The organism is Lysinibacillus sp. FSL K6-0057 (assembly GCF_038630885.1).
In the GTDB taxonomy this organism is placed as follows: Bacteria; Bacillota; Bacilli; order Bacillales_A; family Planococcaceae; genus Lysinibacillus; species Lysinibacillus fusiformis_F.
On the sequence record NZ_CP152047.1, the window covers coordinates 1,959,231 to 1,973,865 of the forward strand.

General features: G+C 39.8%; 14 protein-coding genes. 9 read left to right on the forward strand and 5 right to left on the reverse strand.

What is annotated here, in order from left to right:
- Positions 1-4: 4 nt before the first annotated feature.
- From MHB40_RS09275 to MHB40_RS09300, 6 genes are all read left to right on the forward strand, one after another.
- Entirely contained in the window at positions 5-1,024 is a 1,020-nt protein-coding gene (locus tag MHB40_RS09275) for a 2,3-butanediol dehydrogenase (protein ID WP_342534378.1), read from the forward strand.
- A gap of 176 nt (positions 1,025-1,200) precedes the next feature.
- Positions 1,201-2,562: a PepSY domain-containing protein gene (locus MHB40_RS09280; RefSeq protein WP_342443242.1), complete on the forward strand. Its 1,362-nt coding sequence runs from the start codon at positions 1,201-1,203 to the stop codon at positions 2,560-2,562.
- Positions 2,563-2,729: 167 nt separating this feature from the next.
- Positions 2,730-4,208, forward strand: coding sequence for a HAMP domain-containing sensor histidine kinase (locus tag MHB40_RS09285; RefSeq protein WP_342534379.1), 1,479 nt, complete (start codon positions 2,730-2,732; stop codon positions 4,206-4,208).
- Positions 4,186-4,872 carry a response regulator transcription factor gene (locus MHB40_RS09290; protein ID WP_205442750.1) on the forward strand — a complete coding sequence of 229 codons (687 nt, stop codon included), beginning with the start codon at positions 4,186-4,188 and terminating at the stop codon, positions 4,870-4,872. Before MHB40_RS09285 ends, MHB40_RS09290 begins: the two co-directional genes overlap by 23 nt.
- A 117-nt stretch (positions 4,873-4,989) precedes the next feature.
- Positions 4,990-5,688 (forward strand): ankyrin repeat domain-containing protein, encoded by a 699-nt coding sequence (locus MHB40_RS09295; RefSeq protein ID WP_342534380.1) that lies wholly within the window; start codon positions 4,990-4,992, stop codon positions 5,686-5,688.
- A gap of 158 nt (positions 5,689-5,846) precedes the next feature.
- Positions 5,847-6,932, forward strand: coding sequence for a hypothetical protein (locus tag MHB40_RS09300; protein ID WP_342534381.1), 1,086 nt, complete (start codon positions 5,847-5,849; stop codon positions 6,930-6,932).
- A 62-nt stretch (positions 6,933-6,994) separates the two neighbouring features.
- Here the strand turns inward: MHB40_RS09300 and MHB40_RS09305 are convergent, their stop codons facing one another.
- From MHB40_RS09305 to MHB40_RS09320, 4 genes are all read right to left on the reverse strand, one after another.
- Entirely contained in the window at positions 6,995-7,600 is a 606-nt protein-coding gene (locus tag MHB40_RS09305; protein ID WP_342534382.1) for a response regulator transcription factor, read from the reverse strand.
- Positions 7,597-8,709, reverse strand: coding sequence for a sensor histidine kinase (locus tag MHB40_RS09310; protein ID WP_342534383.1), 1,113 nt, complete (start codon positions 8,707-8,709; stop codon positions 7,597-7,599). Before MHB40_RS09310 ends, MHB40_RS09305 begins: the two co-directional genes overlap by 4 nt.
- A complete protein-coding gene (locus MHB40_RS09315) occupies positions 8,669-9,850 on the reverse strand; it encodes a DUF418 domain-containing protein (protein ID WP_342534384.1) in 1,182 nt (393 codons plus the stop codon). The genes MHB40_RS09310 and MHB40_RS09315 overlap by 41 nt, the downstream gene beginning before the upstream one ends.
- A gap of 153 nt (positions 9,851-10,003) precedes the next feature.
- A complete protein-coding gene (locus MHB40_RS09320) occupies positions 10,004-10,636 on the reverse strand; it encodes a methyltransferase domain-containing protein (protein WP_342534761.1) in 633 nt (210 codons plus the stop codon).
- A 210-nt stretch (positions 10,637-10,846) separates the two neighbouring features.
- On the opposite strand from MHB40_RS09320, the gene MHB40_RS09325 reads away from it, so the two are divergent.
- Positions 10,847-11,089 (forward strand): hypothetical protein, encoded by a 243-nt coding sequence (locus tag MHB40_RS09325; RefSeq protein ID WP_205442760.1) that lies wholly within the window; start codon positions 10,847-10,849, stop codon positions 11,087-11,089.
- 610 nt (positions 11,090-11,699) lie between these two features.
- Here the strand turns inward: MHB40_RS09325 and MHB40_RS09330 are convergent.
- Positions 11,700-12,749, reverse strand: coding sequence for an NAD(P)/FAD-dependent oxidoreductase (locus tag MHB40_RS09330; RefSeq protein WP_342443249.1), 1,050 nt, complete (start codon positions 12,747-12,749; stop codon positions 11,700-11,702).
- A gap of 147 nt (positions 12,750-12,896) precedes the next feature.
- On the opposite strand from MHB40_RS09330, the gene MHB40_RS09335 reads away from it, so the two are divergent.
- A complete protein-coding gene (locus MHB40_RS09335; protein WP_342534385.1) occupies positions 12,897-13,685 on the forward strand; it encodes an ABC transporter ATP-binding protein in 789 nt (262 codons plus the stop codon).
- A gap of 13 nt (positions 13,686-13,698) precedes the next feature.
- The gene (locus MHB40_RS09340; RefSeq protein WP_342443251.1) at positions 13,699-14,625 is read left to right on the forward strand and encodes an iron-hydroxamate ABC transporter substrate-binding protein; all 927 of its coding nucleotides are present in this window, start codon (positions 13,699-13,701) and stop codon (positions 14,623-14,625) included.
- Positions 14,626-14,635 lie beyond the last annotated feature (10 nt).

A 14,635-nucleotide genomic window follows, 5' to 3' on the forward strand; every position in this document is an offset into this window, starting at 1 on the left:
TAAGATGAAAGCAGCAAAATTTTACGGAATAAAAGATATTCGAGTAGAGGAGGCACAACTGCCAGTACTAGCACCAGGCATGGTGAAAGTGAAAGTTGCCTTTGCTGGAATTTGTGGTAGTGATTTACATGAATATGTAGGTGGTGCTTATGCATTCCGTACACAACCTGTTTTAGGTCATGAATTTGCAGGTGTCGTTGTAGAGGTTGCAGAAGGCGTTACACAGACAAAAGTAGGTGATCGTGTGGCAGTGGAGCCACCAATCCCATGTGGTAAATGTGATAATTGTCGACGTGGCTATTCCAACTTATGTAAGCGTGGTCAATCTTATGGCTATACGATTTCTGGAGGATTTGCTGAATATGCAGTCGTGCAAGAGGAAAACATTCATCTTCTTCCTGAGAATATGAGCTTAGAGCTAGGCGCACTTGTTGAACCGACAGCAGTAGCGGTTCATGCAGTTCGTCAAAGTCAATTAAAGCTTGGTGATACAGCGGCCATTTTTGGCGCAGGTCCTATTGGATTATTAGTCTTGCAGGCTGTGAAAGCTGCGGGGGCAAGCGAAATCTTTGTCGTAGAGGTTTCGGATGAACGACGCCAAAAAGCACTTGAATTAGGCGCGACCTATGTCATTAATCCAATCGATACAGATGCAGTAGCGTTTATTCGTGAAAAAACATCTGGTGGAGTAGATGTTGCGTATGATGCAGCAGGTGTGCAAGCAACATTTACAAGCGGTGTTAGTGCTGTTCATCCAGGCGGCGAATTTAAAATCGTCAGTGTTTGGGAAAGACCTGTAGAATTTAACCCAAATGCGGTGGTTTCACCAGAAGTGAAAATTAGTGGCTCGTTCGCCTATGTGAATATTTTCCCAGAAGTGATTCGATTACTTGCTCGTGGTGTGATTGATGGACAAGCTGTCATCACAAGCCAAATTGCTTTAGAAGATATCGTGGAAAAAGGCTTCGAGGCATTAACGAAAGACCGTAGCCAATGTAAAATTCTTGTCAATATGAGTTTGTAATTTACCGAAATCATAGCCGAACTTGCAGGTTTGGCTATGATTTTTTTGGCTACATTAATAACAATACCAATTGGAATACATTTGTTTGTCATAAAACTGCCTTTAGGACTTCATTCATATTTCACTTTTTATTTATATAATTAATCTGCTATAAATAGAGAGATTGGAGATCAAATATGAAAAATTTGCTTTATTCAAGGTTTTGGCGACTGCATTTTTTCGCAGCACTTTTTATTACGCCTTTATTGCTGTCTCTCACATTAAGTGGGATTGGTTATTTGTTTTTTACAGATGTAGAAAACCGATTATATGACGATTATTTCTTTGGTGAGAGCCATAAGGAAGAGGTCTTAACAATTGATGAGGCCGTGGAAAAAGCGGAGGCGGCATTTGCTGGATACTCTACTACAAAAGTGATTATGTTGGAGGAGCCTTATAATACGCGTTTAACTTTATCAAATGGCACTAAACAAAAGTACGTATTTTTAGATGACCACAATCAAATGGTTGGTAGTCAGGATGCCGATTATACATTTTCAAATATTATGAGAAATACGCATAGCTCCCTCTTTATTGGTGGTACCTTTGTGAACTATTTAGTAGAACTGGCGGCATGTTGGACGATCTTTTTATTACTGTCAGGGCTTTATATGACATTCAAAGGAAATCTCTTAAAGAAGGGCAAGTCGGAGAATAAGAGACAAAAAAGTAAGAGATTGCATGCACTTGTTGGGACAATCATTACGATTCCAATGGTGATGTTTATTTCTACAGGGCTATTATGGTCTGCTTTTCAAGGTTCGATGCTAGCAGATATAGCTTCAGAAAATCCTACTTTTGGCTATCCATTACTTCAACAAAAGCCACCAACATCTGATGTCTCTGAAATGCCATGGGCCACTCGTCAATTAGAGGCACCCACATCAGAAGGAGAACATGCACAGCATCATGGTGGTGGCGCTGTCCGTTATACGAACGACAGTCAAATGACGATTGCTCAACTTGAAGAAGAAATCAATGCCATGAATATCGCTAAGCCATATTCGATTATTTATCCGTCAAACGGTGAGGGCGTCTATACAGTGGCGAAGGCTAGTAATTCTGGTGTAACAGGGCTGGATGTGAAGCCTACAGCCGAAGCCACAATGTATTTTGATCAGTATAGTGGGAAGTTTATCGATCAAGTGAATTATGACGATTATGGCATGTTAGCCAAATTCTTTACATGGGGCATCCCATTACATGAGGGGCATTTATTCGGCTGGCCGAATAAGCTATTAAATTTAGTGGTTTGTCTAGCCTTTTTAGCTGTAATTATGTGGGGAATTCGCACTTGGATTTTACGTAGAAAAAAAGGGGAGCTGTCTGCACCACCGCAAATTTCTCATAAAATGTCCATGCCATTCATCATTTTCCTTGTGATTTTAGGGATTGTAATGCCACTATTTGGTGCTTCATTAATCGCTGTGGTGTTGATTGAACTCCTCATTTTAGGCTGGCAAACAAAGAAGAAGTTAAGAGCAGAAGAAACTAAATAAAGCATAGAGATACGGCATAGCAGGATTGTGCCGTATCTTTTTTTGTTTATTTCACTAGCATGAGCGCAATACTATAAATTGTTTATAGATTTTTCAGCATGATTTTATAAAGTTTTAAGATTTGTATGGTACATTGCTAGTAGTTTCAGCTTATTGGGGGAATGTAGATGTCAATTAAAACAAGGTTTTTGCTATCGTATGTGGGTGTCATTATCATTGCCATCACGCTTTTACTAGCAGCCGTATTTCTTTTTTCCTTTGCCATTACGGGCGATGTCAAAGCAATTGAGCATTTTTATAAAAAATCCTATGTCCAAAAACCTTTGACGACGGTTGAGGAAAATGCCTTTCTAGATTTAAAATGGCTAGCTAAAAATAATCCCCAGCAGCTTTTAGATCTCGAACAGCTAGAAAAAATCAATGCGCCTTCGATTGAGATTGTGGTACGAAAAGATCATCAAATTGTTTATTCAACGCAGAAAGAGCATAAACAATTATTGCTTCAAAGTTTACCTGGTTTTGAAGCGACCAATATTAATTCTCGTGACACGATTATGATAAATCAGGCCTTTTATACGTATGTCAAATTTGATTTTTATTTCCCCAATCAAACAGAGGGAAGTATTTTCGTTTTGAGAGAGGTTAGTTCCCATGCAGAGGTAACGCGAGAACTGTTACCAATTCTTTTAGGTATTTTATTTGTCTTATTTATGATGATTATTGGTTTTTTAAATTATTTAGTCTCAAGAAGTATTATTAAACCGATCTCAGCATTAAAAAAAGGGGCAGAACGCATTAAATCGGGCGACTTGAATTTTGAGATTGCGTCCCACTCAAATGATGAAATTGGACAGCTGAATCGGTCATTCGAGGAAATGAGAGTCAAATTAAAAGAATCAATCCAGCTTCAGCTCCAATATGAGGAAAATCGGAAAGAGCTCATCTCCAATATCTCCCATGATTTAAAAACGCCAATGACTTCTATTATCGGCTATGTGGAGGGCATAAAAGATGGTGTAGCGAATACAGAGGAAAAAATGGATAAATATTTAACAACTATTTATACAAAAGCAAAGGATATGGATGTATTAATTGATGAGCTATTCTTATTTTCTAAATTGGATTTAAAAAAGATTCCATTCCAAATGGAAAGCGTCAATCTCCAGCAATATATGCATGATTATGTAGAGGATGCGAGCTTTGATTTTATTGCACGAGACATTCATTTACAATATATCTCAGCAGGCTCGCCGCTTTTTGCGATGGCGGACCGAGATAAATTAAGACGTGTCTTGACGAACCTTTTAAGCAATAGCGAAAAATATATGGATAAGCCATATAAGCAAATTATTATTTCATTGCATGAGCGAGCAGAGGATGCAATTATTCAGGTAACAGATAATGGTGCAGGCATTGATCCTGCCGCATTACCCTATATTTTTGATCGTTTTTACCGTGCGGAGCTTTCACGTAATTCGCAAACAGGTGGCAGTGGCTTAGGGTTAGCCATTGCAAAACAAATCGTTGTTGAAATGGGCGGCGATATTTGGGCAAAGAGCGAATTAACGAAGGGGACGAGCATAATCATTTCATTGAAAAAGGATGAGGAGAAGGTGAATCATCATGAAAAAAATTCTGCTAATTGAAGATGAAGTGAGCATAGCAGAGCTTCAACGAGATTATTTAGAGATTAATGGTTTTACAGTAGCTATCCAACATCATGGAGAGGATGGACTAAAGCAGGCACTTGAAGGCAATTATGATTTAATCATTTTGGATATTATGCTGCCTGGGATGAGTGGCTTTGAAATTTGTAAACAAATTCGAGCCGTACACAATATTCCCATTTTATTTGTTTCAGCTAAAAAAGAGGATATTGATAAAATTCGCGGTCTTGGACTAGGAGCGGATGATTATATTACGAAACCATTTAGTCCGAGTGAATTAGTGGCAAGGGTCAAGGCCCATTTATCAAGATATGAGCGACTGGCGACCAATCAGCAAACGAATCATATGATGTCCATTCATGGCATTACAATCGATACTTCGGCTAGAAAGGTGTTTGTCAATGGGGATGAAATTGCCTTTACAACTAAGGAATTTGATTTACTCGTCTTTTTTGTCAAACACCCCAATCAAGTTTTAAGTAAAGAGCAACTCTATGAGCGAAACTGGGGCTATGAATCCGCTGCAGATGTTTCGACTGTCACCGTTCATATCCGAAAGCTGCGTGAAAAAATTGAACGAGATCCAGCACAGCCCAAGTTTTTGGAAACAGTATGGGGTGCAGGCTACCGCTTCAATGTTTAAGTACAAACTACCTCGTCACGGCTGTGGCGAGATTTTTTTAGACTTTTTTAAGAATGCATTAATGGGCAATTTAGCATTACCACTTACACTGAGGAAAAGAAAGGCGGTGTATGAAAATTGAAGAAGAGGCAGGCAGTTATCATCGCATTAACATTTTTACTTCAAGGGTGTGCCTTACATGATACAGAAACGATCCAGCATAGTGAAGCGGTGGAAACAGATTGGTCGAGTGCGTTGCTGAAGGCAGCTGAAAAGGGAGATATCGATGGGCTTCAACATGTTTTAAGTCAAAACGTGAATATCGATGCTCAGGATTCAAATAACCGAACAGCCTTAATGGTTGCTACCTATAATCAGGATATAGAGGCAGCGAAATTATTAATAGATGCAGGAGCAGATGTTAATATTCAGGATAATCAGCAAAATACGCCGTTTCTCTATGCAGGGGCGGAAGGCTATTTGGCTATTTTAAAAATGACCATTCAAGCTGGTGCCGATCCGACTATTTTAAATCGATATGGGGGAACAGCACTCATACCAGCAGCAGAGCATGGTCATGTGGAGGTCATCGAGGAGCTATTGAGCAATACTGACATGGACGTCAATCATGTGAATCATTTAGGCTGGACAGCCCTGATGGAGGCAATTGTCTTAAATAACGGCAATGCAACACAGCAAACCGTGGTACAACTGCTGATTGAACATGGTGCTGATGTGAATATTCCCGATCAAAATAAGGTGACACCACTGCAACATGCAAAACAGCGAGGATTTAAAGAGATCGAACAAATCCTCCTTGCAGCAGGCGCGACATAACCCAAACTGTAGAGACGGCTCTCTACAGTTTTTTTTGTTCTTAAATTATTTTTCCTATTTTTTAATTCTTTTTTAATCATTTATTTATTGGCAGTTTAGATATGGACCTTATGATAAATTTTGTAAACCAAATAACACCATAAAGGAGAGTTCAACAAATGAAATTAAGAAAACGTATTGTCCCAGCAGCATTAGCTTTATCGGTATTATCAGCAGGTCTAGTAACCGTAGGCGAGCCATTAAATGTGGATGCAGCAAGCAATAAAGCGGTAGCAGCAGCGGAAAATGAGCAAGTAGCTAAAATAACAAACATCAAGCCATTAAATACGATGACACTACAAATTACATTTAATCAGCCATTAGCAGCTGCTGATGTAGACCTAAATAATTTAGATGCCATTAAAAAACATTTTACTTTTAATGGAGATTTAGCGATTGTCAATGTGCCACGCTTAATGACAGGTTCTAAGAGTACATATATTGTACCGACAACATTCCAAGAAGATGATTTTATTTATACTTTGAGCTATAAAGAGCAACGCAATCAAGTTTTTGAGGGCACGGATGAAAAGGTGTATGTACACCATGTGGAGCAAGTCACAAACGATACATTCACGTTGGAATCATTCCAAGAAGATGGCGTAGTAGATTATGCTAACATTATTGAAGCCTATCGCGCGGGTCGTGGAGATTTAGCATTTAGCTTAGATGGTCATAATCGAGATGCTAGCGGAAAACGCTTTGATGTTATTTCTTCATTACGTGATCGCTATGTGACAGTGAAAACAAGTGAGGGAGAAGAGTTTGTCGCTAATTATGTACCATTTACACAAGCAGCTGATGGCAGACAAGCTCCTCAATTTAGACTTCCTGCTGGCAAAATTTTAAAATCAGGTGTGACTTACCGTGTGTACGCACAATGGGCGGAGATAGATGGAAAGAGCTTTGTAGCGAATGAAATCGCGCCATTCGCCCTGCAATCAGCGAAAGCAATAGATGAAAAATCCTTTGAATTACAATTAAGAAACGATCCACCATCTGATTTACTTGCTGGCCGAAGTGTAGAGCTAAAAGGAAATGATGGAAGCACATTGCAAGCGCAATATCGTTATTCATCACGTAAAGGTGCTGTGGGCATTTTTGATCTAGCGAACGGTGGCACGTTGAAGGCAAATGTCAGCTATACCGTTATCCCATTAAACAACTGGGCTACAGCGACAAATGTAGTGCTACAAGGAAAATAATCGTTTCCGTGAAATAATGTCTAACCTCGTAAAAATCTCGTCACGGCTGTGGCGAGATTTTTTTAAAGCCAGCCTTTTTCACTTGCTACCTGAGCGGCTTGCTGTCTGGATTCCACTTGTAGCTTTTGGATAGAGGTTGATAAATAATTGCGAATTGTGCCCTTTGTTAAATATAATTGCTTACTGATTTCGTTTGTAGTCAAGCCTTCTTTGACTAGCTGAAGTACCGCAATTTCTCGTTCATTTAAAGGGTTTTGCTCCTTCATAAATAAGGAAGCAGCTAAATCCTTGCTGACCACCTTTTCTCCCTGCATGATTTTTCGGATAGTAGCGATTAAATAATCAATTGGTTCGTCTTTCAATAGATAGCCGTGAACCTCGCAATCGATTGCCTTCTGTAAATAGCCTGGGCGTGCAAAGGTTGTTACCATCATCACCTTGCAAGGGAGGTTGGCCTGTTGTATTTTTTCAGCAAGCTCTAGCCCTGACAGATGGGGCATTTCGATATCGACGAGGCAAATATCTGGTGGTTCCTGCTGGATAAATTCCCATGCTTGTTGACCATCTGCCACCTCGGCTATGACCTCAATATCAGGTTCAAATGCTAAGAGCGAAGTCAAGGCACCACGTAACATTTGCTGGTCCTCTGCTAGTAATACACGTATCATGTTAGAGGCTCCTTTCCATCTTGAATTGGTAAAGTAAGTGTGACGCTTGTGCCTGTTGGTGTGTCACTGTCAATCATGGCATAGCCTTGCAGCATATGCATTCTTTCTTTTATGGAGTGGATGCCATTCCCGCGTCCTTGTGACTGTAAACCGATACCATCGTCCTTCATCACAAGGGTATATTGTCCAGTATGACAATAGATGGTGATATGGCATTTTTTTGCCTGACTATGCTTGAGAATATTCGTAGTGGCTTCTCGTACACATAAAGCGAGCATCGTTTCCTCCACACTAGAAAGTACGATTTGAGGACATTGATTGGCCAGGGTTGTCGTAATATTCGCACTTTGTAAAAGCTGCTGGCAATGGACAAGCTCCGTTTGCAACGAAATAAAATTCATCTCAGACACAAGCTCCCGTACCTGTTTTAAAGCTGTACGGGTAGTGGCTAATATATCATGTAGTTCAGGCTTTACGCTTGAGGGATCTCGGTCGATTAGTTTTGTCGTTAGTTCGGTTTTCACTTTAATCATTGTGAGTGTATGGCCAATTGTATCGTGAAGGTCTCTAGCAATTCGCTGTCGTTCCTCTTGCTGAACAAGCTGTGTATTCACGTCAGCCAGTTCGGCTTGCAGATTTTTCGACTTTTCCACAAAATAAATGAGAATCGGGAGCACCAGCTGAAACATCATAATCGGTACTAGCACCTGTGACTCCTTTTGTAAAAGGGAATCTGTTGTTATGTACATGACCGTCAAAAACATGACAGCGATGGCTACGATTCCACAGGCAATATGCCTTTTTGATTTTGCCCGTCCTAGTAAATCGGCAAAGGTAAAGCCAAAAATAAGCATAAAAGGATCGACTAAAATGCCAAGTAAGGTGATAAGGACAAAGGCTACTAGTGATGCAACAAGTAGCCTCCCATCTCGATGCCATAAAGCAATGTAGAAGACTATTAGGTATAAAAGGAGCACTGCTATTTTCATAGTTAAGGGAAGGGATTGAGACCCTAGAACCATAGTGATCAAGAAAATGACAGAAGCTGTATCAATGATTAAATAATGCTTAATTTGTTCTCTTGGATATATTTTTATTACTAGCACCATCCTTTGTTGCTGATTGCTGTGTCATTGCTTGAAGGGCTTTTTTACGAAGCCATTCCATCGGACCCATTTGAAATGGCTGTAACCAAGCGAACGCTATAACTAGCTGCAAGATTGATAGAGATAGCCAAATACCAATGACGGTGAAGCTATTGACTTGCCCGCCTAAGCCAAGCCCCCAGCCATAAAAAATGATCGACGCAAGCACGTTTTGGAGGACATAGCAGCTTAAAGACATTTTGCCGACATAGGCAAAGCGCTGCCAAAGCCAATCTAGCCTCTTATATTCTACCAGTTTACCTAAAATTCCAATATAGCCAATAGATAGAATAGGGGCACATAGATAGCGAACAGGTAAATCAAAAAGCCCACCAGGAATAAAAATAAGCAGATTGATAGGAATGCCAATGAATACACCAATCTTAAATAGCTTTTGTCGAGCAAGGCGTCCTTTGTCTGTTGGTGAAAATACCTCATTACGCATGAACTTCACGCCAAGTAAAAATAAAAAGACATTCATTGGGATAATAAAAATAGCTTCTGAGCGATAAAATAAAAAGTTTGTTAGACGATGCTGTACCTGCGCAAGCCATGTGCCATGTTCATAGAGCGTGGCAACGGACGCCATACCATTTAAGGAAACTCCAGCTCCTTGTAAGGTACTGATAAAAATAAGCAGAATCAATAGAACGTGAAAGCCCCCAAAAAGATAGAAGGCGCCTGTCATGACCTTGTCTCCCAAACGCACAATAAAAGCAACGATGAATGCTGTGACGGCATAGCTCATTAAAATATCATATTCCATCACAAGCGTGTAATGCAGCAGCCCCTCCAACCCTAAAAAGACGATAGTCCACAGATACACGCCAGGCCAAGCTGTGCCTCTACGTAAGGCTTGCTGATATTTTAATTGTAAGCCTACCCCAAACATAATCGTTAACAGTCCAAGCAGCTTACCATTAACGAAAAATAATACGACCATTCGTAAAAAATCATGGAAGGACCACCAACCAGAATAGTTACTTGTTGTGATATACGATAAATCTCCTAAATAGGCAAAAATCCAAATATTTGTGCCGAGCGTTCCTAAAACGGCAAAGCCTCTTAACATATCGATAAAAGGAAGTCTTTGTTGCGTTTGCATAAGTTCGATCACTCTTTCTTTGTTTTCTTACCTTAAGGATAAGAAAATCTCAAAAGAAAACCTATTCACACCAGTCAAAAGATCTTGATGACAGGTGTCATAAAATATGCTGTGACAGCACAAAAAACCAGCAACGCTTTGGATGCTGGCTCATTATTTTGTACAGGTATAGATGCGATAGTCTAAAATCTTTTCGTATTTTTCATTCATGGCGATGTGCTGATCCATCATTTCATAGAACTCGGATTCCATATCTGTGGAAACTTGAAATTCAGGCTTGGATGAGATGGATTTGTTTTTTTGTATATGGATATCATGAAAACCAGCCTGTTGTAGTAGTCTTACCCAATCCTTTTTTGTGAGGAGAGACTGAAAGCCGTAAAATTGTTGGATGTCCGCTGTAAGTTCAGTGCGAAGTGTTTTGGGAATGGTGAATTCAATGGCAATGAAGCGGCCACCTTTTTTCAATAAACGATAAATTTCCTGCAAAGCCAGCTGTAGATTAACAAAGGCCAGAACCGACTCAGCTAGAATCAAGTCAAATGACTCGTTCGCTAACGAGGTTTGTTCGATAGAGCCTTGCAGAAGACTGACAGGTAGACGCGCTTTCTGCATGCGCTGACGAGCCTTTTCTATCATGATAGGCTGAATATCGAGACCTGTGACGTTTGCTTGATAGGAAGATGCTAAATAAGCGGCCGTTTGTCCTGTACCACATCCTACATCTAAAATATGTGCGTTTTGCTCGATATTCTCTGCTTGCAAGACCGCCTTTGATAGATTGATGCCCCCTGGATGTGCGCCTCCAACCCCGAATTTAGCTAAAAAGGTAAGATAATGAGAGCCTTGAATAGTACCACCTTCTTTTTTTCTTATAGTATGACAGGGAAACTAGTATGGTTCCCTCATTATTTTTAACCTCTTCTTCAAAAGTCTAATTCGCTATTAATATTTGCACATATACTAGTGAGAAGCTTTCAGATAGGGGGTGTATAAATGCCATATTTTCAGCCGAATGCTAGAAGGGGCCCATATCCGCCAAACAATAGGCAATATTTTGGCCCACCTTTTCGAGGTAGAATGGTGCAACCTTACTATTCTCCCAATCAACAACAACAAGGCCCTAGACTAGGAAATTTACCAGATCATTTAAATACGATTATGGGGCATGCTGGGACGATTACAAATGGAGTTAATATGTTGAGGCAGATGGGATCGTTACTAAGTTTATTTAGATAAAAACTAGAAACCCTCTTAAGAAAATGATCTTAAGAGGGTCATGTTGTTGAAAAAAGAGGATGTCAACGGCAGAAAAAGCAACTTGGCAAGGTGAAGGGGTGATTTCCGTTCCGCCAACGTCCTTTCCAGGGGGCGTCCGAGGAGCCGCTTCACTCACTTACGTTCGCTCCAGGGTCTCCTCTGTGACGCTAAATCCCCTAGGAGTTACGCTGGCTCCACTCCAATCAACCATGTGCAAAAGTGTCTTTTCCTTATCTTACATACTAACCGTAGCGATCAAAATAGCCCATGATTTGTATAATTAGATAGGCTCTTATTTTCATTGTGTAGTGACAACACCCCTTCATAAAGAGTAGTGAATAACTTCCCTTTATTTGAAAACCTTTGCTAAAAAGGTAACACTTTTGTGGGTTGGAGTGGAAGGCTGCTTGACTCCCGTGGGATAGCGAGACAGGCAAAACTCTAAGCGGAGCGGTAGCGGAGGAAGCGATTCGGCGCTCGCCCACAGGAAAGCAAGTAGCCTGCAACGGAAATCCATTTCTACCTTTCAATTGACTGTAACACTAAGACCCTCTTAAGAAAATGATCTTAAGAGGGTTCATATTTGGGTTTAATGGGCTGGGGCCAATTGCTTTTCGATAATAGAGCGATTTTTCTCTTTAAATAGTTCATTATGTGAGGACACCATGCCATGACGATAGGCGGTCGGTTCTAAATACGTTTTAATGGAGTTGACCGCATTGGCTGCATCCTGGAATGTTCCAAGTAGCAAATTGATTTTTCCATCAAACGATAAAATATCACCTGCTGCAAAAATACCAGGCTGTGCCGTTTCGCCTGTTGCTTTTCCTTCAAAATAATAATCATCCTTTTTTGGAAGGGCAATGGCCTCATCAAATGCAAGAGATGCCTCACGATTATAGCCGTGACTGACGATTACCTCATCGATTTGACGAGTATAGCTTTGCTTCGTTATCGTATTTTCGCATGTCACTAATTGAATAGCGGTTTTATCAGCATTCGCGGAAAGCTTTGTAATCGATGTATTACACTCAATACGCACACCTGCATCCAGTGCTTCCTGTACAGTGGCTTCATGAGCGGATAAATTCTCTTTGCGGTAAACCACCGTCACGCTTTTGGCAATCGGACTTAACTCAACAGCCCAATCAATGGCTGCATTGCCACCACCTGAGATCATGATATCCTTATCGACAAAACGTTTATACGATTGCACAGTGTAATGTAAATTTGACATTTCATATTTTTCAGCGCCTTCAAGTGTTAGCTTTTGAGGATTAATAATGCCACCACCAACAGCGAGCAGCACCGTTTTAGAATAATGTTTTTCACCAGTTGCTGTATGTATCACAAAAATATCATCGTGACGTTCAATCAAATCGACTTTTGTATCTGTCAAAATAGTAGGATCGAATGTTTTGGCTTGCTCGATTAATTGTTTGACAAATTGTTCGCCTAACACGGGAGGATGCCCCCCAATATCCCATATCAGCTTTTCGGGATAAAGTAGTACTTTTCCGCCAAGCTGTGATTGGCTTTCTAGTAATTTTGTTTTTAAACCACGTAAACCACTATAAAAGGCACTATATAAGCCAGCTGGGCCTCCGCCAATAATTGTCACATCATACACATGCTGCATTTTTATTGCCACATCCTTAATAAATAGTAAAAAAGTAATTGACAAAATCTTATCAAAAAACTAGACTAATTCTAGTGATAATGATTATCATTTTAAGCTTTGAATATCATAGCATGGAAAGAAGTAAAAAGAAAGTGAGGGTCCGATTTGCGTTTAGAAGTTGAATCGATTCGTGTTGGTTATGAGAATAAAATAATTGTGCATGACTTATCGCTGCAAATTCCCGATGGCAAAATAACAACAATCATTGGTTCAAATGGTTGTGGAAAATCAACCTTATTAAAGGCCATCACACGGATTTTAAAGCATGAGAGTGGACAGGTCATATTAGATGGTCAAAATATTTCCAAGATGAACACAAAAGAATTGGCAAAAGAGCTGGCAATCTTACCACAGAGTCCAGAAAGTGCACATGGTTTAACAGTGGAAGAGCTTGTATCCTACGGTCGATTTCCTTATCAAAAGGGCTTCGGTAATTTATCACAAAAAGATAAAGATGTGATTGGCTGGGCTTTACAGGTAACCAAAACAGAAGAATTCCGTTTACAAACTGTAGATGCTTTATCTGGTGGACAACGTCAGCGCGTATGGATTGCGATGGCATTGGCCCAAGAAACCGACATTATCTTTTTAGATGAACCGACAACTTATTTAGATATGGCTCATCAGCTAGAAGTTTTAGAGCTGCTTTACAAGCTGAATGAAGAACAGGGGCGCACCATTGTCATGGTACTCCATGATTTAAATCAAGCGGCACGTTTTTCAGATTATATTGTAGCGCTTTCACAGGGTGAGCTTGTAAAATTCGGAACGGCTGAAGAAGTGATGGTTCCAGAAGTATTGAAAAAAGTATTTAATATTGATGCAGTCATTGGCAAAGATCCACGAACAAACAAACCAATGTGCATTACATATGACTTATTACAAACCGTTTAAAGGGAGAATAACAATGAAAAAGTGGCTTTTACCAATGTTTATGATGCTTGTCCTAGTACTTGCAGCATGTGGCAATAAGGAAGAAAAAACAGAGAAGGCTGATGAAGGCTCAAAAGAAGAAACATCAGCAGAAACAATCACATATCAATCAGAGTCAGGTCCTGTTGAAGTACCAGCAAATCCGAAACGTGTAGTTGTACTATCTTCTTTTGTAGGAAGCTTATTACAGCTTGATGTGAATGTTGTTGGTGTAGATGCATGGGCAGCGAAAAATCCAAACTTCGAAGACGGGATTAAAGATGCTGTCGTAGTTGAAAATACAGATATTGAAAAAATTCTTGAGCTAGAACCAGATTTAATTATTGGCTTAAATGGGATTGAAAATGCTGATAAATTAGCAGAAATCGCGCCAACAGTATTATTTACGTATGGTAAAGTAGATTATTTACAGCAGTTCATTGAAATCGGTAAAGTTGTGAATAAAGAAAAAGAAGCAACTGCATGGGTAGAAGATTTTAAAACACGCGCAGCAGAAGCTGGTAAAAAAATTAAAGAAAAAATCGGTGAAGATGCGACTGTAACAGTGGCAGAAAACTTCAATAAACAGTTCTATATTTATGGCGATAACTGGGGCCGTGGAACAGAGATTTTATATCAAGAAATGGGCTTGAAAATGCCTGAAAAAGTAAAAGAAACAGCGTTAGAGCCTGGCTACTATGCTATTTCTCAAGAAGTTTTAGGGGAATACGCTGGTGACTATGTGATCTTCAGTATGTTCCAAGATCAAGATAATTCCTTTACAGATGCAGCGTGGTTTAAAGATTTAGAAGCAGTGAAAAATGGTCATTTATTTGAAGTGAATGCAAATGCCTTTTACTTCAACGACCCTATCACATTAGAACATCAACTGAAGTTCTTTGAAGAGAAATTTTTACAATAATTAGTAGAGA

Bases quoted from the DNA above. Each gene is read 5' to 3' on its own strand.
- MHB40_RS09275 (WP_342534378.1), top strand. From the start codon at position 5: ATGAAAGCAGCAAAATTTTACGGAATAAAAGATATTCGAGTAGAGGAG.
- MHB40_RS09280 (WP_342443242.1), top strand. From the start codon at position 1,201: ATGAAAAATTTGCTTTATTCAAGGTTTTGGCGACTGCATTTTTTCGCA.
- MHB40_RS09285 (WP_342534379.1), top strand. From the start codon at position 2,730: ATGTCAATTAAAACAAGGTTTTTGCTATCGTATGTGGGTGTCATTATC.
- MHB40_RS09290 (WP_205442750.1), top strand. From the start codon at position 4,186: ATGAAAAAAATTCTGCTAATTGAAGATGAAGTGAGCATAGCAGAGCTT.
- MHB40_RS09300 (WP_342534381.1), top strand. From the start codon at position 5,847: ATGAAATTAAGAAAACGTATTGTCCCAGCAGCATTAGCTTTATCGGTA.
- MHB40_RS09305 (WP_342534382.1), bottom strand. From the start codon at position 7,600: ATGATACGTGTATTACTAGCAGAGGACCAGCAAATGTTACGTGGTGCC.
- MHB40_RS09310 (WP_342534383.1), bottom strand. From the start codon at position 8,709: ATGGTGCTAGTAATAAAAATATATCCAAGAGAACAAATTAAGCATTAT.
- MHB40_RS09315 (WP_342534384.1), bottom strand. From the start codon at position 9,850: ATGCAAACGCAACAAAGACTTCCTTTTATCGATATGTTAAGAGGCTTT.
- MHB40_RS09325 (WP_205442760.1), top strand. From the start codon at position 10,847: ATGCCATATTTTCAGCCGAATGCTAGAAGGGGCCCATATCCGCCAAAC.
- MHB40_RS09330 (WP_342443249.1), bottom strand. From the start codon at position 12,749: ATGCAGCATGTGTATGATGTGACAATTATTGGCGGAGGCCCAGCTGGC.
- MHB40_RS09340 (WP_342443251.1), top strand. From the start codon at position 13,699: ATGAAAAAGTGGCTTTTACCAATGTTTATGATGCTTGTCCTAGTACTT.